This window comes from Paractinoplanes pyxinae (assembly GCF_026626335.1).
GTDB lineage: Bacteria > Actinomycetota > Actinomycetes > Mycobacteriales > Micromonosporaceae > Actinoplanes > Actinoplanes pyxinae.
Genome location: NZ_JAPNTZ010000029.1, coordinates 54,743 through 72,095, shown reverse-complemented (window position 1 = coordinate 72,095; position 17,353 = coordinate 54,743). Strand labels below are relative to the sequence as shown.

The following is a 17,353-nucleotide window of genomic DNA, read 5'->3' as shown; positions in this document are numbered from 1 at the left end:
ACCCGCTGCCAGTCCGCCTCGCCCTGCCCCACGCAGACCGTACGTTCGAACCGCCGGTATCCGTTCGGCCGCTCATCCCAGTCCGCATGCCCCGGCCGAGTAGCCCCCACCACGTCATAGCTCAGCTCCGGCACGCTTCCCATGATCGCAGCCAAGGGCGTGTTTCGGCCTGCTTCACAGGGGCCAACCCTGTGGCGCTGCCCCAAACCCCGGCGCATCGCTGGAGAGCACCCAAGCCAGGACCCACTGTGAAGAAAGAACGGCGAAACTCCCAACGGCTCAGCCACCCATAAGCTGAAAACAGCTACCGAGCCCCACGACACTTAGCCACAAATCCGACGCTGTGCCCTTTGGTGACCCCGGTGCCGCCCACGGGTTATGTTCTCCCCAGATGGAGCCGAAGGCGACCGCAACCGGCACGGTACGAACGCGCAACCCACCACAAAGGCCGGCCCGAGTAAGAAAAGGTCATAGTTCCATCCACAACGCGGCAGCCAGACCACAACTCGCACGGATTCCCGCAGCCCAGCCATGCAATCAGAGAAGCACCGACCATAATAAAAGCCGCAACCGAGCCCCCGGCAAGGCCGGGGACGAGGGCGATCACGCAAAGCATAGAGACGGTTTTCAAGCTTGCGTGATCGCCCTCGTCCCCGGCCGTCAACCGCAAGAAACAAACGGTTTTTCAGCTCCCAAGAATCTGCCGAGAAAGACCATCAAGCAACCTCTGCAACCCATACTCAAGCAAAGAATCAAGCGTCAACTCCCGCTCCGATGACGCCATGAACCGAGCCATCAAAGGAAGGCGACCGGAGGTCAGAACCTCGACGAACCGCTCCTCCTGCGCATCCATCCATTCGGCGTCCGTCATTCCCGTCTCCTGGACCGCCTGCTCCTCCTCTTCGAGGTTCACCGCCGTCCCCCGGACGTAGTTCGCCACCGTCACCGCCGCCCGGAACTGCGTTTTCACGTCCAACCCTTGGCCTTCCAACGCCCACATAGTCCACTCGGTATGCGCCATCGCATGGGGCGCCAGTAGTGGGCGCGTGAACGAGACGGCCTGGGCCAGCCACGTGTGCCGGCGGTACATCGACCATTGCAGGCGGGCCAGCGCCTCCACGCAGGCTCGCCACCCGTCTCGGCTCGGGTCCATGCGGGGCGGCGGCGGGTTGGCGGCCATGACTTTGTCCATCATGAGCAGCACTAGTTCTTCTTTGTCTTTCACGTGCCGGTAGACCGACATCGTCGGGATGTCGAGTTCGCCGGCCAGCCTTCGCATCGACAAGCCTTGCAGCCCTTCGGCGTCAGCGATCGTGATCGCCGTTCGCACCACCAGGTCGCGGTCCGGTGCTTCTCCGGCTGGGCGGGTCGGGCCGGCCACCACCGTTCCCACGCCCGGCTGGGCTCGCACCAGTCCTTCGGCGCGCAGCTGGTTGATCACCTTGGTGGCCGTGGCCATCGCTACGCCGTACTCAGCCATGATCTGGCGGGTCGACATGATGCGTTCGCCGGGTGGGGGTTCGCCGGCGGCTATGCGGTCGGCCAGTTCGGCGGCGATGCGCCGGAAGACGGGAGCCTGCACTAGTGCACCGTACCTCTCCGCACTAGCCACACTGGGGTGCTAGCACTACCGATTTCCAGGGTAGTGCGTTCGTACGGTGTACCTCATGACTGACGTTGTGAGGCTCGAGTCCCTGTACAAGACCTACGACGGTGGCGTGACCGCCCTCGACGGCGTGACCGCTTCTTTCCCGGCCGGCAGCTTCACCGCGGTGATGGGCCCGTCGGGTTCCGGCAAGAGCACCTTGCTGCAGTGCGCGGCCGGGCTTGACCGCCCCACCGGCGGCCGCGTGTTCATCGACGGCACCGAGTTGACGGCCACCAAGGACACGGCGATGACGAAGTTCCGGCGTACGCGCGTCAGCTTCGTTTTTCAGGACTACAACCTGCTTCCGTCGTTGACCGTCGAGCAGAATGTCGTCCTTCCGTTGCGGCTGGCCGGTCGACGGGCCGACCGGCACCGCGTACGCGAAACCCTCGACCGCCTCGGCCTGGGTGACCGTCTCGGTGAGCTGCCGGAGCGGCTTTCCGGCGGCCAGCGGCAGCGCGTGGCCATCGCGCGGGCGCTGGTGGCCGACCCCGCCGTCATTTTCGCCGACGAGCCGACCGGCGCCCTCGATCTGCGCAGTGCCCGCGAGGTTCTGGCGCTCCTGCGGTCTCTGCAGCGGACGATCATCATGGTCACGCACGACCCGGTGGCCGCCTCGTACGCCGATTCGGTGCTGTTCCTGGCCGACGGGCGGCTGGCCGGTTCGCTGCGCGCTCCGACCGCCGACGCCGTGGCCGAGCGCCTGGCTCATCTCGGTGACCGGGTGGGGGTGGCGGCATGATCGCGGTCGCGCTGCGCAATCTGCGGCACCGTCCCGGCGGCTTCGTCGCCACGTTCCTGTCAGCCCTTCTGGGCGCGGCGCTCATCATGGCGTTCGCGTCGCTGATCGATACGGCGAGCGGCGCGGATGCCGCCAGCAACGAGTCGCTGGTGACCACGGCCAGTGTCGGCGGCGGCTGGTGCCTCGTCATCGTGGCCTTCGCGGTGACGTCCACGCTCACGTTGGCCGTGCGACAGCGGGAGCAACAAATCACGCTGTTGCGGTCGGTGGGTGCGACCGGGCCGCAGGTGCGCCGGATGATCGTGGGGGAGGCCTTGGCGGTCGCGCTGCTGGCGGCGGCGGTGGCGGTGCCCGTCGGGTGGCTGCTCGGCCGGGTTCTGGTGAATCTGTTGCACAACACCGGTCAGGTGGCGTCCACGGTGGATCCGGCGTTCGGGCCGATCGCGCTCGGCGCTGGTTTCGGGGTCACGCTGCTGGGTTCACTGGTCGCGGCTTTCGCCACTGCCCGCCGTACGGGAAATCAGGGTCGTCAGAGGCAACGCCCGTTGCTGCGCCGCATCGGGGCCGGGCTGTTCCTGCTGATCGGGGCCAACTGCGCGGTGCTGACGGCGACGCTGATGGACGGCAAGGGCATCGACGCGATGCAGACCGCCGGGCAGGCCGGCATCTGGGCGTCGATCGGCCTGGCTCTGCTCGCGCCCGAGCTTCTGCGGCTGGTCACGGCCGTCCTGGGGCCGGTCGTACGCCTCTTCGGCGCACCCGGCGGGCTGGCCCTGCGCGGTCCCCGGCTCTCGTCGGCGGTGATGCCCGTGCTGCTGTTCACCGGCATCGCCACCGGAACCGTGTACATGCAAGGCATCGAGGACCGCGCGGCCGCCGGGCAGGTCGAGCCCGACTACGCCCAGGACATCCAGACGCTCAACTACGTGGTGGTCGGCATGATCACCGTCTTCGTGGCCATCATGCTGGTCAACACCCTGATCGCCGCCACCACGCACCGCCGCCGCGAGTTCGCCCAGCACCGCCTGGCCGGCGCCACCCGCGGCCAGGTGACGGCGATGGTCGCCCTGGAAGGCGTCCTCATCACGGTGACCGGCGTCCTGGGCGGCCTGGTGGCTTCCCTGTTCACCGTCCTGCCCTTCGGTTCCGCCCGGGCCGACCGTCTCTGGCCCGACGCCTCCCCGGCCGCCTTCGCCCTTGTGGCCGCCATCGCCGTCGTGCTCACCGCGTCCGCCCTGATCCAAACCACCCGCCGTACGCTCCACGGCCCCGCTACCGCCGCGGTGCGCGCCTGAAAACCGGTCGACAACGGGGAAAGGAGATCCGTACGGTCTCAGCAACCAAGGAGACGAACGAGGGGAGGACGCCGTGCGCTACCGCACCGCTCCTCTTCTCGTGTCTGGTGTGCCCAGCCTCGGCTGCGCCACCGAGGCTGGTCGTTCCTGACCGCGATCTGAGTACGCGGCCGGGTGGGCGCTGTCCACCGCAGGAACTCCTGAAAGTCCTTTCACCATGCGAAACCTGGGCATCCTCGCGCACGTCGACGCGGGCAAGACCACCCTCACCGAGCGCATCCTGTTCCTGACCGGCGCCACCTACAAGCGGGGCGAGGTGCGGCACGGGACGACCGTCACCGACTTCGACCCGCAGGAGCGGGAGCGGGGCATCACGATTTTCGCGGCCGCGGTCAGCTGCGACTGGAACGGCCACCGGCTCAACCTGATCGACACCCCGGGGCACGTGGATTTCACCGACGAGGTCGAGCGGTCGCTGCGGGTGCTCGACGGCGCCGTGGTCGTGCTGGACGGGGTGGCCGGGGTCGAACCGCAGAGCGAGGCGGTGTGGCGGCAGGCCGACCGGTACGGCGTGCCGCGGATCGTCTTCGTGAACAAGCTCGACCGGCCGGGCGCCGACCTCGACGCGGCCGTGCGGTCGCTGCGGGAACGGCTGGGCGTCATCCCGCTGGTGGCTCAGCTGCCGGTTGAGGGCGGCGTCGTCGATCTGGTCGACCGGCGTACGGGAACGTGGTCCGAGGCCGCTTCCCGGGCCCGGCAACGGCTGGAGGAGGCCGTGGCCGAGCTGCACCCGGCCGCTCTCGAGGAGCTGGGGGCGATGTCGGACGAGACGTTGAGGGCGGCCATGCGTGATCTCACGATCGGCAACAAGGCGGTTGTCGTGCTGTGCGGGTCGGCCTACCGGAACGTCGGTGTGGAGCCGTTGCTGGACGCCGTCATCGACTACCTGCCGGCGCCGGGCGATGACGAGGACGCGCCGCTGGCCGCGCTGGTGTTCAAGGTGCAGTCCGGTCGTCAGGGCCGGCTGACGTTCGTGCGCGTCTACGACGGTGTGCTGGCCAAGGGGGACACCGTGTGGGACGCCGGGCAGGGCCGCGCCGAGCGGGTCGGCCGGATCCTGCGGGTGCAGGCCGACCGCCATACCGACGTGGAACGGGCGGTGGCCGGCGACATCGTGGCGCTGGCCGGGCTCAAGTCGGCCCGGGCGGGCACGACGCTGTCGACCCGGGAGCATCCGGTGCAGCTGGAGGCGCCCGTCGTGGCTGAGCCGCTCGTGTCGGTCGCGCTTGAGGGGCGTACGCGGGCCGACGCGCACCGGTTGCCCGGGGTGCTGGCCGTACTGGTCGAGGAGAACCCGTCGCTGTCGGTGCGCACCGACAACGAGTCGGGGCAGACGCTGCTCAGCGGAATGGGCGAGCTGCAGGTGGAGGTGGCGGTGACCAAGCTGCGCGAGGCCGGGGTGGCCGTCACGGCCGGGCGTCCCCAGGTGTCGTACCGCGAGACCGTCGTGCGCGGCGTGACCGGCCTGGTTCACCGGCACGTCAAGCAGGACGGCGGCGCGGGCCAGTTCGCCCACGTCGTGCTGGACGTGGCTCCGCTCGACGGCACCGGGTTCGCGTTCGCGTCCACGGTGACCGGCGGGCGGGTGCCGGCCGAGTTCGTCCGCGCGGTCGAGGCGGGCTGCCGGGAGGCGCTGACCCACGGGCCGCTGGCCGGTCATCCGGTGGCGGGCCTTCGGGTCACGCTGACCGACGGGGCCACGCACGTGAAGGACTCGTCCGAGATGGCGTTCCGGGCGGCCGGCCGGTTCGGTCTGCGGGCCGCGCTCGAGGCGTGCGAGCTGGCCCTGCTGGAGCCGGTGGCCGACGTGACCGTGCACGCTCCGGCCGAGACGCTGGGCGGCGTGCTGGGCGACCTGGCGTCCCGCCGCGGCCGGGTCACCGGTTCGACCGGCGAGTCGGTGACGGCGGTGGTTCCGCTGGCCGAGCTGTTCGGGTACGCGACCGACCTGCGCAGCCGGACGCGGGGCCGGGGCACGTTCGCCACCCGTCCGGCCGGCTACCGCCCGGTCTGACGATCGAGGCCCGGCGGCGCCTGATCTCCGGGGCGCCGCCGGGCGCATCGACGCGATACGATGCCGCGCGATGAACCAGGAAACGCAGGTGCGGCAACGGTTGCGGCAGTCCAAGGCACTCATGACCGGTGCCGTCGTCGCCGGGTTCCTGGTGCTCGTGGCCGCCCTGGCGCAGCCCCTAACGGCGGTCACCGGTCAGGACCCGGCCGCCTACAACATCGACCTGATCGATCCGATGTCGAGCGCGACGCAGGAGAGCGGGATCAGCGGCGAGCACTGGCTCGGCGTCGAGCCGTCAAGCGGCCGCGACGTCTTCACCCGGTTGGTGCTGAGCCTGCAGTTCTCGCTGGCCGTGGCGCTGGGCACCACAGTCGTCGTCATGCTGGTCGGCCTGCTGGTGGTGTTCGCGATCCTGCGCGGGAAGGTCCGCGGGATCGCGCGGCCCGCCCTGCTGTGCGCGGCCCTGGTCGTACCGGTCGCCTTGCTGGGCGAAGTTCAGAACTCGTTCCTGGGTTCCGGCCTTCGTCCGCCACCGGCCCCGTCGTGGGGCGGGATGCTGTCCGACTCGATGATGTGGTACTCCAGCGAGCCGATCTACTTCCTGGCTCCCCTTCTGCTGCTGATCGTGACCGTCACCGCGTTCGTCCTGCTCGCCGTGGGTTTGTCAAGAAACGGCCGCCCGTAACTCGGCCACGGCCTCCTGCATCAGGGCGGGGAAGTCGGCCGTGGGGTCGGCCAGCCAGACGGGTACGGCGGTGTTGAACACGGCCAGCCCGGCCTGCGCGGTGAAGGCGGCGGTGCGGGCCGGGACGCCGCGCCGGCCCAGCGCCTCGACCATCGCCGCGGTCAGCTCGGCCGTCTTGGTCAGGTCGCGCTCGCGCAGCTCGGGTGTGGCTGCGAGCACGTCCAGGCGGGTCCGGGCGTCCTCGGGCGCGACCACGCCGGCCAGGTCGAGCCCGCACCGGGTCAGCGCCTGCACCGTCGCGTCCATGGCGCTGAGCTGCGGGTCGGCCGCCGCCAGGTAGGTGAGCACCCGCTCCTCGAAGAAAGCGGCCGTGCCGAAGAACGCCTCGCGCTTGTCGGCGAAGTGGTTGAAGAACGTCCGCTTGGTCAGCCCGGCCCGCTCGGCGATCTCGGCCACCGTCACCTCGGCGTAGCCGCGCTCGCGGAACAGGCTCATGGCCGCCTGTTGCAGGCGGCCGCGCGCGTCCGGTTCCCAGCGAGCCATGGCCCCGAATCTACCGCGTTTGCACCTGGTGCAATCACGTGCCACACTTCCGATTGCACTCAGTGCAGTCACGAGGAGCGTGCCGTCATGCCCGAGAACACCGCCGCGTTCATTCCCGCCCGTAACCGCCGGCTCGAAGTCGGCCCCGCGCCGTCCAGTGCGCCGGGCCCGGACCAGATCGTCGTCCGCAACCACGCCGTCGCCATCAACCCGCTCGACTGGGTCATCCAGGTCGCGGGCCGGGTCGCGTACGCCTGGCTCAAGTACCCGGCCGTGCTCGGGGCCGACCTGGCCGGCGAGGTGGCCGAGGTGGGTTCGGCGGTCACCCGCTTCCGGCCCGGCGACCGGGTGCTGGCCCTGGCCGTGGGCACCGACCGGGACGCCAACAGCCCGGCCCAGGGCGCCTTCCAGCAGTACACGGTCGTACCGGAAGTGCTTGCCGCGCCGATCCCGGACCACATGTCCTACGTGGACGCGGCCGTGCTGCCGCTGGGCGTCTCCACCGCCGCCTGTTCGCTGTTCCAGAGCACCCACCTCGGATTGCGCCACCCGACGGCGAACCCGGCGCCGACCGGTGAGACCGTGCTGATCTGGGGCGGCTCGACCAGCGTGGGCAGCAACGCGATCCAGCTCGCGGTGGCGGCCGGCTACGACGTCATCACGACCGCCTCGCCCCGCAACGCCGACCGGCTCGCCGACTTGGGGGCGGCCCGCGTCTTCGACTACCGCAGCCCGACGGTGGAGTCCGACATCATCAAGACCCTCGGCGACCGTACGCTGGCCGGCGCGCTAGCGATCGGGGCGGGCTCGGCCCCCGCCTGCATCCGGATCGCCGGGGCCGCGCGCGGCAACCGTTTCGTCTCGGTGGCCACCGCGCCCGTCACGTTCGAGAACGGCTTCTCGTTCCGCCGTGCCCTGACCGGGATGGTCGGCGGCGTGGCCCGCTGGCAGCTGGCCGCCTGGCGCCGCGGCGTGCGGTTCAAGTTCGTCTACGGCTCCGACCTGAAGAAGAACGAGGTCGGCCCGGCCATCTTCCGGGATTTCCTGCCGGCCGCGCTGGCCGAGGGGCGGTACCAGCCCGCGCCGCCTGCGTCAGTTGTCGGTGAGTCGCTGTCCGACCTGCAGGACGCCATGGACCAGCAGCGCCGGGGCGTCTCGGCGACCAAGCTGGTGGTCACTCTGTAGAGGTATCGCGGGCCTATCGGGAAGTCCATACGCTGCCGCAACAACACCTCGGCTTCGATGGTGGCATGACCCGCCGAATACCGCTCGTTCTCCTGGTTCTCGCCGCCCTCGCGGGTGTGGTGTTCGTGCTGCGGCGCATGCTGTTCATGGCCGCCCCGCGGTGTCTGGGCGGGCACTGGCACGGCTGCTACGACACCGACAACGGCGTCGTGCTCATGCTTCTGGTCGGCCTGCCGGTGGCCGCGCTCCTGGCATGGGGCCTGGCGAGCGTCCGGCCGGGCCCCGGCGCCTGGCGGAAGTCGGTGGCCGAGGTGGGTCTGGTCTACGGGACAGTGCCGATGGTGTGGCTGACGCTGATGCCGGGGCCGGGCGCCGGCGTCGTCCCCGGGCGGGTGAGCCTGGTGCCGTTCAGCGACCTGATCACCATGGGCCCGCTCGGGATCGCGGGCAACCTGGTGATCCTGGCCGCCCTGGGGTTCTTCGCGCCGATCCGGTTCGCGGCGCTGGCGTCCCTGCCCCGGGTCGCGGCGCTCGCGGCCGGTTGCTCACTGCTGATGGAGCTTTCCCAGTACGTGTTTCAGCTGGACCGGGTTTCGTCGGTGGACGACGTGCTGGTCAACACCGCGGGCGCCGTACTCGCCGCACTGGCGTCCCGGCGCTGGTGGAGTGTGTGAGGCATGCGTGTGCTGATCGTGGAGGACGAGCCGCACCTGGCCGAGGCGGTGCGGGACGGCCTGCGGCTGGAGGCGATCGCGGCCGACATCGCGCTCGACGGCGACACCGCCTGGGAACTGCTCGGGCTCAACTCGTACGACATAGCAGTTCTGGATCGGGACATCCCGGGGCCTTCGGGTGACGAGATCGCCCGGCGCATCGTGGCCTCGGGCAGCGGGCTGCCGATCCTCATGCTCACCGCAGCCGACCGGATCGACGACAAGGCGTCCGGCTTCGAGCTCGGCGCCGACGACTACCTGACCAAGCCGTTCGACCTGCGCGAACTGGTGCTGCGGTTGCGCGCCCTGGATCGCCGGCGGGCGCACGCCCGGCCGCCGGTGCGCGAGATCGGCGGCCTGCGGCTCGACCCGTTCCGGCGCGAGGTGTTCCGCGACGGGCGCTACGTGGCGCTCACCCGCAAGCAGTTCGCCGTGCTGGAGGTGCTGGTGGCGGCCGAGGGCGGCATCGTCAGCGCCGAGGACCTGCTGGAGCGGGCGTGGGACGAGAACGCCGACCCGTTCACGAACGCCGTGCGCATCACCGTCTCCGCGTTGCGCAAGCGGCTGGGCGAGCCGTGGGTCATCGCCACCGTGCCCGGCGTCGGCTATCGGATCGCCGCATGAGCGCCCGGGTCAAGCTCACCCTCAGCTACGCCGGATTCCTCATGGTGGCCGGGGTTCTGCTGCTGGCCACGGTGTGGCTGTTCCTGCTGCGCTACGTGCCGGATCAGGCGCTGCTCATCCGGGCCGACCATCCCGCCGGCGCCGTGTTTCCCGTCCGCTCCAACCTGCTGCACGTCTTCGCGCCCCGGGCGGCCGCGGTGCTGGCCTTCCTGCTGGTGTTCGGGCTGATCGGGGGCTGGATCCTGGCCGGCCGCATGCTCGCGCCCCTGAAGCAGATCACCGGCGCGGCCCGGACGGCCGGCAGCGGGTCGCTGTCCCACCGGATCCGCATGACCGGCCGCCGCGACGAGTTCCGGGAGCTGTCCGACGCGTTCGACTCGATGCTCGACCGGCTCGAGTCGCACGTCGCCGAGCAGCGCCGGTTCGCCGCCAACGCCTCGCACGAGCTCCGCACCCCGCTGGCCATCTCGCGGGCCCTTCTCGACGTGGCCCGCAACGATCCCGCGCGCGATCCGGACGAGGTCATCGAACGGCTGCACGCGGCCAACCAGCGGGCGATCGCCCTCACCGAGGCGCTGCTGCTGCTCGGCCGCGAGAACGTGAGCGACGACGACGTCGACCTCTCCCTCGTCGCCGAGGAGGTGGTCGAAACCCTTTTGCCGCTGGCCGAACAGCGCGGGATCACTCTGGAGGTCACCGGCGGGGAGGCGTGGACCACCGGCTCACCCGAGCTGTTGCTGCGGATGATGACGAACCTCGTCCAGAACGCGATCGTCCACAACCTGCCCACCGGCGGCCTCGTGACCGTCCATACGGGGAACGGCGTGCTGCGGGTCGAGAACACCGGCCGGCTGCTTCCGCCGGAGCTGGTCCCGACGCTCACCGAGCCCTTTCAGCGCGGGACCCAGCGCGTACGGACGGACGGGCACGCCGGTGTGGGCCTGGGCCTGGCCATCGTGGCCGGCATCGCCCGGGCCCACGACGCGGAGCTCGACCTGGCGCCGAGACCGGCCGGCGGACTGGTCGTGACCGTGCGGTTCAGCCGGCTAGCAGCTCCAGCGTGTCGATGACCCGGTTCGAGAAGCCCCACTCGTTGTCGTACCAGGCGACCACCTTCACGTGGCGGCCGTCGACCCGGGTCAGCGCCGAGTCGAAGATGGCCGACGCCGGGTTGCCGACGATGTCGGCCGAGACCAGCGCGTCGTCCGAGTACTCGAGGATCCCGGCCAGCGGGCCGTCGGCGGCCACGCGGTAGGCGGTCAGGATCTCGTCGCGGGTGACGTCGCGCGAGACCGTGGTGTTGAGCTCGACGATCGAGCCGACCGGCACGGGCACCCGGATCGAGTCGCCCGACAGCTTGCCGGCCAGGCGGGGGAGCACCAGGCCGATCGCCTTGGCCGCGCCCGTGGTGGTCGGCACGATGTTGACGGCGGCGGCGCGGGCGCGGCGAGGGTCGCGGTGCGGGCCGTCCTGCAGGTTCTGCTCCTGCGTGTACGCGTGGACGGTCGTCATGAAGCCGTGCTCGATGCCGGCCAGTTCGTCGAGCACCGACGCCAGCGGGGCCAGGGCGTTGGTCGTGCAGGAGGCGTTCGACACGATGGTGTGCGCCGTGGCGTCGTACGCGGAATTGTTGATGCCGAAGGCCAGCGTGACGTCGGCGCCGTCCGAGGGCGCTCCGACCAGAACCCTGCGGGCGCCCGCGTCCAGGTGGGCGCGGGCCTTCGACGCGGCGGCGAGGCGGCCGGTGGCTTCGAGGACGATGTCGACGTCCAGGTCCTTCCAGGGCAGCTTCGACGGGTCGGGCTCGGAGAGCACCTTGATGCGGCGGCCGTCGACGACCAGTGTGGAATCCTCGACGGTGACCGGGCGGCCCAGCCGGCCCGCGGTGGTGTCGAAGGCCAGCAGCCGGGCCAGGGCGGCCGGTTCCGTGAGATCGTTGACGGCGACGACCTCGAGCTTGCTGTCCCGCTCGAGCAGCGCCCGCAGCACGTTGCGTCCGATGCGGCCGAATCCGTTGATGGCGATGCGAGTCATGCCTGAAGCCTCGCCTGCTCAACAAAAACCGGACAGTGGCGTGCGCGCCACCGTTCGCAAGGATCACGCCACGAAGGTCCGCCGGTACTGGCTGGGCGTGGTGCCGAGGATCCGCTGGAAGTGCAGGCGCAGATTCGAGCCGGTTCCCAGACCCACGCGTACGGCGATCTGCTCGACCGACAACTGCGAGAGCTCAAGAAGCTCACGCGCCAGATCGATGCGGGCGCGCATGACCCACTGCATCGGCGTGAAGCCGGTGTCTTCCGCGAACCGCCGCGAGAAGGTGCGCGGCGAGACGGCGGCGTGCCGGGCCAGCGTCTCCAGCGTCAGGTGCTTGTCGAGCCGGTGCAGCGCCCACTCCCGGGTCGCCGCGAAGCGTTCGCCCAGCGGCTGGGGGACGCTGTGCGGCACGTACTGGGCCTGGCCGCCGCTGCGGTAGGGGGCCGCGACCAGCCGCCGGGCCGCGTGGTTGGAGGCGGCCATCCCGAGGTCGCCGCGCAGGATGTGCAGGCACAGGTCGATGCCGGAGGCGGCGCCGGCCGAGGTGAGCACGCTGCCCTCGTCGACGAACAGCACGTTCTCGTCGACCTGCACGCGCGGGTGCTTCAGGGCCAGCTGCCGCGTGTAGTGCCAGTGCGTGGTGGCCCGCTTGCCGTCGAGCAGCCCGGTGGCGGCTAATGCGAAAGCGCCGGTCGAGATGGCCGCGAGCCGGGCGCCCCGCTCGTGCGCCTTCAGCAGCGCCTCGACGACGACCGCGGGCGGGTCCTCACGGTCGGGGAAGCGGTAGCCGGGCAGGAACACGATCTCGGCCCAGTCGAGCGCGTCGAGGCCGTCGGCCACGTGGTACGAGAGCCCGTCACCGCCGGTGACCAGGCCCGGCGCGGCGCCGCAGACCCGCACCTCGTACGGCATGCTGGCCCGGGTCGTGAAGACCTGGGCCGGGATGCCGACGTCGAGCGGCTTGGCGCCTTCCAGCACGAGGACGGCGACGCGGTGCAGGCGTGGGAGGAGCGTCACTCAATTGACGATAGAGCCGAGGCCCGCGTTGCTGGCACCGTGTTTCTATGAGAACGCCCTCGCTAGCGCAAGCCGAGTGGCTCAACTCGCCCCCACTCGGGCCGGACGACCTGCACGGGCACGTCGTCCTCTACGACTTCTGGACGCTCACCTGCATCAACTGGCTGCGCACCGCGCCCTACCGGCGCGCCTGGTGGAACGCGTACCGCCAGGACGGGCTGATCGTCATCGGTGTGCACACGCCCGAGTTCGGGTTCGAGCACAGCCCCGAACTGGTCCGCCGGGCCGTCGCCGAGCGGGCCATCGACTACCCGGTCATCGTCGACAGCGACTACGCGGTGTGGAAGGCCTTCGACAACCACTACTGGCCGGCGCTCTACCTCGCCGACACCGAGGGCGTGATCCGCGACCATCACTTCGGCGAGGGGGAGTACGAGCGGTCCGAGCGCTCGATCCAGCGGCTGCTCGGCGTCCACCGGCCTCTCTCGCGGGTCGAGCCGGTCGGCGTCGAGGTGGAGGCCGACTGGACCCACCTGCGCACGCCCGAGACGTATCTCGGGTACGCGCGGGGCGAGCATTTCGCCTCGGCCGGCGAGGCCGAGTTCGGGCGGCGGCACGGATACACGTACGCGCAATATCTGCACTTCAACCACTGGGCCCTGGACGGCGAGTGGACCGTGGGCAGCGAACACGTCACGTCGGCCGAGCCGGACGGCGGCATCGCGTTCCGCTTCCAGGCCCGCGACGCCAACCTGGTGCTCGACCGCGCGGGCGGCGAGCCGATCCCGTTCCGCGTGACGCTCGACGGCGTGCCCCCGGGCGAGGCGGCCGGCCTCGACGTCGGCGCCGACGGCACCGGCGTGCTCGACGAGGGCCGCATGTATCAGCTGATCCGCCGGCCCGGCGAGATCGGCGAGACGTTCCTCGAGATCACGTTCGCCGGGCCGGGCGCCCGCGCGTACGTCTTCACGTTCGGATAGCGGTCAGGGCCGGCACCCGCCGCAGACGCACGGAGAGCCCGCCGGCGGCGCCGGCGAACACCGACGCCAGCAGCACCACGGCGGGCCATCCACCCCGCGACCAGGCAGCGCCGGCCAGGCTGCCGAAGACCGACGAGCCCGCGTAGTACGCGAACAGGTACAGCGAGGCGGCCTGCGCGGGCGGCACGTCGCCGGCGTGCGCCCGCACCGGCACCCAGCCGCTGGCGATGCCGTGCACGCAGAAGAACCCGGCGGTCATCACGGCCAGCCCGGCCACCACCACCGGCAGCGACCCGGCCAGCGTGAGCAGCAGCCCGGCCACGGTGACCAGGCAGCCGACCGGCATGACGGCCCGGCGCCCGTACCGGTCGGCCAGCCGGCCCGCGACGGCCGAACTGAGCATGCCGACCGGATAGACCAGGAAAACCGCCCCGGCCACCCCCGCCCCGAGAGCGAACGGCGCGCTGGTCAGCCGGAAACCCATCGCGTTGTAGACGGCCACGAAGGCGCCCATCGCGCACGCGCCGATCCCGTACAGCGCCAGGAGCGCCGGATCAGTGAACGCCCGCCTGGTGAACGGTGCGGCCGACCGCCGTACGAAATGGCGGGAACGAGGAAGCAGAAGCCCGGCCAGCAACGCGCAGCCGAGGCCGAGCACGCCGACGGCAGCCAGGGCGACCCGCCAGCCGTACGGCTCGGAAAGCGCACCCGTCAGCAGCCGCCCCGCCATACCTCCCAGCGCCGTCCCGCCGATGTAGAGACCGGCCACCCGGGCCTGGGTCGAGGCGTGCAGTTCCTCGCGCAGATAGGCCGTCGCCACCGCGGGCAGCCCGGCCAGCGCGACGCCCTGCAGCAGCCGCAGCCCGAGCAGCACGTGCCAGCTCGGGGCCACGGCGCAGACCAGCCCCAGCAGGGCCGACAGGGTCAAGGACCAATGAATCAAGCGCGTACGGCCGATCCGCTCCGACAGCGGCCCGGTGACCAGCAGTGCCGCGCCCAGCCCGATCGTGGCCATCGACAGTGACCACGAGCTCTGCCCCGGCGTGACGTCGAACGCCGCCGCCAGCTGGGGCAGCAACGCCTGCGTGCTGTAGAGCGCCGCGAAAGTCGCCACCCCGGCCGCGAACAACGCCAGGCAGACCCGGCGGTAGCCCGGCTCCCCGGTGCGGTGACCCATGTCCATGCCGGCCACTCTTCGCCGCCGAAGTCCATGCGTCCAATGCATGAAAATCATTGATCCGATACGCGATTCGTATGATGGGCGGCGTGCAGATCGAGGATCTTCGGGCACTGACCGCTCTGGGTGAGCACGAACACGTGACCGAGGCGGCCGCCGCGCTCGGTATCAGCCAGCCGACGCTGTCGCGGCTGCTCGGACGGGTCGAGGGTGAGCTCGGAGCGCGTCTGTTCGAGCGGGACGCCCGCGGTGTGCACCCCAACCCGCTCGGCTTGGTGGCGCTGGCCGCGGCCCGGGACATAGTCGAGCGCCACGACCGGCTGCGGCGCGAACTGGCCGGGCTGCTCGACCCCGGCTCGGGCACAGTGCGGCTGGCCTTCCTCGACTCGATGGCCACCTCGCTGGTTCCGCGGATCCTGCGCGACGTCCGGCGGGCGGCCCCGCTCCTGCGGGTCGAGCTGCGGCAGGAACCGGGCCACGAGATCATGCGCGACGTCGACGCGGGCGAGGCCGAGCTGGCCCTGACCTCGCCGCGCCCGGACGGCCCGTACGGGTGGCTGCCCCTGCAACGGCAGCGGCTGTCGCTGATCGTGCCGCCGGGCCACCGCCTGGCCCGCCGGCGCCGGGCCCGGCCGGCCGACGTCGCGGGCGAGGACTTCGTGACGATCCCGCCCGGCTTCGGCTTCCGCCTGCTGGTCGACGAGCTGTTCGCCGCGGCCGGCGTCACGCCCCGGGTCGCCCTCGAGATCGGTGACCTGGCCACGATCGAGGGCCTGGTCGGCGCGGGCCTGGGGGTGGCCGTGGTGCCCGACCAGTTCGTGGGCGTCTCCGGCACGGTCGGCCTGTCGCTCGGGGGCGCCGAGCGCGTGGTCGGGCTGACCTGGCGTACGGACCGGGTGCTGACCCCGGCCGCCGAGCGCTTCCGGGCTCTCGTCGAGGAACGCGGCTCGTACGACTGAAGCCTGCCGTTGACGATGTCTCTTGCACATGCCAATAATAGTTGGCATGAGCCAAGGTGATTTGTGGTGGAGCTGACCGGCGACCGGCTGATCGAGGTTCTGGCCGCGCTGGCCAGCCCGCATCGGCTGCGCGTGGTCGCGGCCCTGGCCGGCGGGCGGGTGTACGTCTCCCAGCTGGCCCGCGACCTGGGCATCAGCCGCGCCTTGCTGCAGGTGCACCTCAAGAAGCTGGAGAAGGCCGGCCTGGTCACCGCCCATCTCGAGTTCTCCGAGGACGGCAAGGCGCTCAAGTACTACGAGCCCGCCCCGTTCTCGCTGCACCTCACGCCCGACCTGGTGGCCGCCGCCGCCGCGACTCTCAGCACCGCCGATGACGGCGACGCCCTGCCGAAAGGAACCAGTTAGATGGACTTCACCGCCCCGGTCTTCCTCGTCGTTGTCGCCGCCGTGCTGATCGCGGCCATCTGGTCGGCCGCCGTGCGTTCGCGCGCCTCGGTGTCGGGTGACTTGCAGCGCCAGTACGCCGAACAGGCGGCCGAGACCCAGCGTCTGCTGGCCGAGGTGAGCGCTCAGCTGGCCGACCTGAACCGTCGCACCGCGGACATGCAACGCATCCTCAAGGACGCCGAATGACCGCGGCCGGTCTGAGCCCGCCGCTCACCCTGGTCAACGTCCCCAACGTCGTCACCGCCGTCCGGACGGTCGGCTCGGTCGGGCTGGCCCTGGCCGCGCTGAGCCACCGCAGTGTGCACCTGCTCGTCGCGGCGTACCTGATCTATTGGGTCGGCGACATGCTCGACGGGGTCGCCGCCCGAGCCCTGGGGCAAGAGACGCGTACGGGCGCGGTCTTCGACATCGTGGCCGACCGGGCCTGCACGTCGGCCTGCGCTGCCGCCCTGATCGTCCTGCGGCCCGGGACCGCGCTGCCGATGGCCGTGTTCCTGATCCAGTTCATGGTGATCGACCAGCTGCTGAGCCTGATGTTCCTGCGCTGGCCGCTGCTCAGCCCGAACTATTTCGACCGCGTCGACCGGCTCGTTCACCGGTGGAACTGGTCGCCGCCGGCCAAGGCGCTGAACACGGCGGCGGTTGTCATCCTGGCCATCGCCGCGCCGGTCGCCGTGGCGGTCACGTTCGCGGCCGGGGTCGCCGTGGTGAAGGTCGTCTCGTTGGTCCGCGCGGCCCGATTGCCGGCCCGGCCGTGATCGCCGTCCTGGCGGCCGCGGCCGTCGGGCTGCTGTCGGCCTTCCTGCCGTTCACCCCGGCCGAGCCGTACGTGATCGCCGCCGTGGCCACGACCGGGACGCCGCCGGTGGCGCTCGGCGTGGCCGCCGCCATCGGTCAGACCGCCGGCAAGACCCTCATCTTCCTGACGGCCCGCGGCGCGCTCCGCACACCTTGGCTGCGGCGCCGGCTGGGCCAGGCCGGCCCGTCCCGGCCGCGCGGCCGGCTGAGGGCGGCCGGCGCGAAACTCGTCGAGGTCATGGACCGTCCCGGCCCGGCCCTGGGCGTGCTGCTGGCCAGCGGTGTCACCGGGTTCCCGCCGCTGCTGGCGGTCAGCGTCTACCTCGGCCGCACGCCCATGGGGCCGGTCACCTTCGCCGCGACGTGCCTGGTGGGTCGTACGGTCCGGTTCGTGACGCTCGCCCTGGCCCCGCACCTGATCGGTTTCTGAGC

Annotated in this window: 19 protein-coding genes; 14 read left to right on the top strand and 5 right to left on the bottom strand. The window is 71.1% G+C overall.

Features of this window, described 5'->3' with window-relative positions; genetic code table 11:
- Positions 1 to 685 precede the first annotated feature (685 nt).
- Entirely contained in the window at positions 686 to 1,582 is an 897-nt protein-coding gene (locus OWR29_RS47395) for a TetR/AcrR family transcriptional regulator C-terminal domain-containing protein (protein ID WP_267570293.1), read from the bottom strand.
- A gap of 85 nt (positions 1,583 to 1,667) precedes the next feature.
- Between OWR29_RS47395 and OWR29_RS47390 the strand changes: the two genes are divergently transcribed.
- The 4 genes from OWR29_RS47390 to OWR29_RS47375 all read left to right on the top strand — a co-directional run bounded on the left by OWR29_RS47390 (position 1,668) and on the right by OWR29_RS47375 (position 6,444).
- On the top strand, positions 1,668 to 2,390 hold the full coding sequence (locus OWR29_RS47390; RefSeq protein WP_267570292.1) for an ABC transporter ATP-binding protein: 723 nt from the start codon (positions 1,668 to 1,670) through the stop codon (positions 2,388 to 2,390).
- Positions 2,387 to 3,685, top strand: coding sequence for an FtsX-like permease family protein (locus OWR29_RS47385; protein ID WP_267570291.1), 1,299 nt, complete (start codon positions 2,387 to 2,389; stop codon positions 3,683 to 3,685). The genes OWR29_RS47390 and OWR29_RS47385 overlap by 4 nt, the downstream gene beginning before the upstream one ends.
- Before the next feature lie 217 nt (positions 3,686 to 3,902).
- A complete protein-coding gene (locus OWR29_RS47380) occupies positions 3,903 to 5,759 on the top strand; it encodes an elongation factor G (RefSeq protein ID WP_267570290.1) in 1,857 nt (618 codons plus the stop codon).
- Between the two features lie 70 nt (positions 5,760 to 5,829).
- Positions 5,830 to 6,444, top strand: a complete 615-nt coding sequence (locus tag OWR29_RS47375; protein WP_267570289.1) for a hypothetical protein — start codon at positions 5,830 to 5,832, stop codon at positions 6,442 to 6,444.
- Here OWR29_RS47375 and OWR29_RS47370 read toward each other — a convergent pair.
- A complete protein-coding gene (locus OWR29_RS47370) occupies positions 6,424 to 6,987 on the bottom strand; it encodes a TetR/AcrR family transcriptional regulator (RefSeq protein ID WP_267570288.1) in 564 nt (187 codons plus the stop codon). The two genes, OWR29_RS47375 and OWR29_RS47370, sit on opposite strands and share 21 nt — an antisense overlap.
- Before the next feature lie 87 nt (positions 6,988 to 7,074).
- On the opposite strand from OWR29_RS47370, the gene OWR29_RS47365 reads away from it, so the two are divergent.
- The 4 genes from OWR29_RS47365 to OWR29_RS47350 all read left to right on the top strand — a co-directional run bounded on the left by OWR29_RS47365 (position 7,075) and on the right by OWR29_RS47350 (position 10,579).
- Positions 7,075 to 8,172, top strand: coding sequence for a zinc-binding alcohol dehydrogenase family protein (locus OWR29_RS47365; RefSeq protein ID WP_267570287.1), 1,098 nt, complete (start codon positions 7,075 to 7,077; stop codon positions 8,170 to 8,172).
- A gap of 65 nt (positions 8,173 to 8,237) precedes the next feature.
- Positions 8,238 to 8,846 (top strand): VanZ family protein, encoded by a 609-nt coding sequence (locus tag OWR29_RS47360; RefSeq protein WP_267570286.1) that lies wholly within the window; start codon positions 8,238 to 8,240, stop codon positions 8,844 to 8,846.
- Positions 8,847 to 8,849: 3 nt separating this feature from the next.
- Positions 8,850 to 9,509 (top strand): response regulator transcription factor, encoded by a 660-nt coding sequence (locus OWR29_RS47355; protein ID WP_267570285.1) that lies wholly within the window; start codon positions 8,850 to 8,852, stop codon positions 9,507 to 9,509.
- Positions 9,506 to 10,579, top strand: coding sequence for a sensor histidine kinase (locus tag OWR29_RS47350; protein WP_267570284.1), 1,074 nt, complete (start codon positions 9,506 to 9,508; stop codon positions 10,577 to 10,579). Before OWR29_RS47355 ends, OWR29_RS47350 begins: the two co-directional genes overlap by 4 nt.
- Here OWR29_RS47350 and gap read toward each other — a convergent pair.
- Together gap and OWR29_RS47340 are read right to left on the bottom strand one after the other, a co-directional pair.
- A complete protein-coding gene (gap, locus tag OWR29_RS47345) occupies positions 10,548 to 11,543 on the bottom strand; it encodes a type I glyceraldehyde-3-phosphate dehydrogenase (RefSeq protein ID WP_267570283.1) in 996 nt (331 codons plus the stop codon). The genes OWR29_RS47350 and gap overlap by 32 nt on opposite strands.
- A 63-nt stretch (positions 11,544 to 11,606) precedes the next feature.
- Positions 11,607 to 12,560, bottom strand: coding sequence for a GlxA family transcriptional regulator (locus tag OWR29_RS47340; protein WP_267570282.1), 954 nt, complete (start codon positions 12,558 to 12,560; stop codon positions 11,607 to 11,609).
- A 47-nt stretch (positions 12,561 to 12,607) separates the two neighbouring features.
- Here OWR29_RS47340 and OWR29_RS47335 point away from each other — a divergent pair, with 47 nt between their 5' ends.
- On the top strand, positions 12,608 to 13,540 hold the full coding sequence (locus OWR29_RS47335) for a thioredoxin family protein (protein WP_267570281.1): 933 nt from the start codon (positions 12,608 to 12,610) through the stop codon (positions 13,538 to 13,540).
- Here the strand turns inward: OWR29_RS47335 and OWR29_RS47330 are convergent.
- Positions 13,527 to 14,723 (bottom strand): MFS transporter, encoded by a 1,197-nt coding sequence (locus OWR29_RS47330; protein ID WP_267570280.1) that lies wholly within the window; start codon positions 14,721 to 14,723, stop codon positions 13,527 to 13,529. The genes OWR29_RS47335 and OWR29_RS47330 overlap by 14 nt on opposite strands.
- An 83-nt stretch (positions 14,724 to 14,806) precedes the next feature.
- Between OWR29_RS47330 and OWR29_RS47325 the strand changes: the two genes are divergently transcribed.
- The 5 genes from OWR29_RS47325 to OWR29_RS47305 all read left to right on the top strand — a co-directional run bounded on the left by OWR29_RS47325 (position 14,807) and on the right by OWR29_RS47305 (position 17,351).
- Positions 14,807 to 15,676 (top strand): LysR family transcriptional regulator, encoded by an 870-nt coding sequence (locus tag OWR29_RS47325; RefSeq protein WP_267570279.1) that lies wholly within the window; start codon positions 14,807 to 14,809, stop codon positions 15,674 to 15,676.
- A gap of 66 nt (positions 15,677 to 15,742) precedes the next feature.
- Entirely contained in the window at positions 15,743 to 16,081 is a 339-nt protein-coding gene (locus tag OWR29_RS47320; RefSeq protein ID WP_438872749.1) for an ArsR/SmtB family transcription factor, read from the top strand.
- Positions 16,082 to 16,309, top strand: a complete 228-nt coding sequence (locus OWR29_RS47315) for a hypothetical protein (RefSeq protein ID WP_267570277.1) — start codon at positions 16,082 to 16,084, stop codon at positions 16,307 to 16,309.
- Positions 16,306 to 16,881 (top strand): CDP-alcohol phosphatidyltransferase family protein, encoded by a 576-nt coding sequence (locus OWR29_RS47310; RefSeq protein ID WP_267570276.1) that lies wholly within the window; start codon positions 16,306 to 16,308, stop codon positions 16,879 to 16,881. The genes OWR29_RS47315 and OWR29_RS47310 overlap by 4 nt, the downstream gene beginning before the upstream one ends.
- Positions 16,878 to 17,351, top strand: a complete 474-nt coding sequence (locus OWR29_RS47305; protein WP_267570275.1) for a hypothetical protein — start codon at positions 16,878 to 16,880, stop codon at positions 17,349 to 17,351. The genes OWR29_RS47310 and OWR29_RS47305 overlap by 4 nt, the downstream gene beginning before the upstream one ends.
- Positions 17,352 to 17,353: the final 2 nt, after the last annotated feature.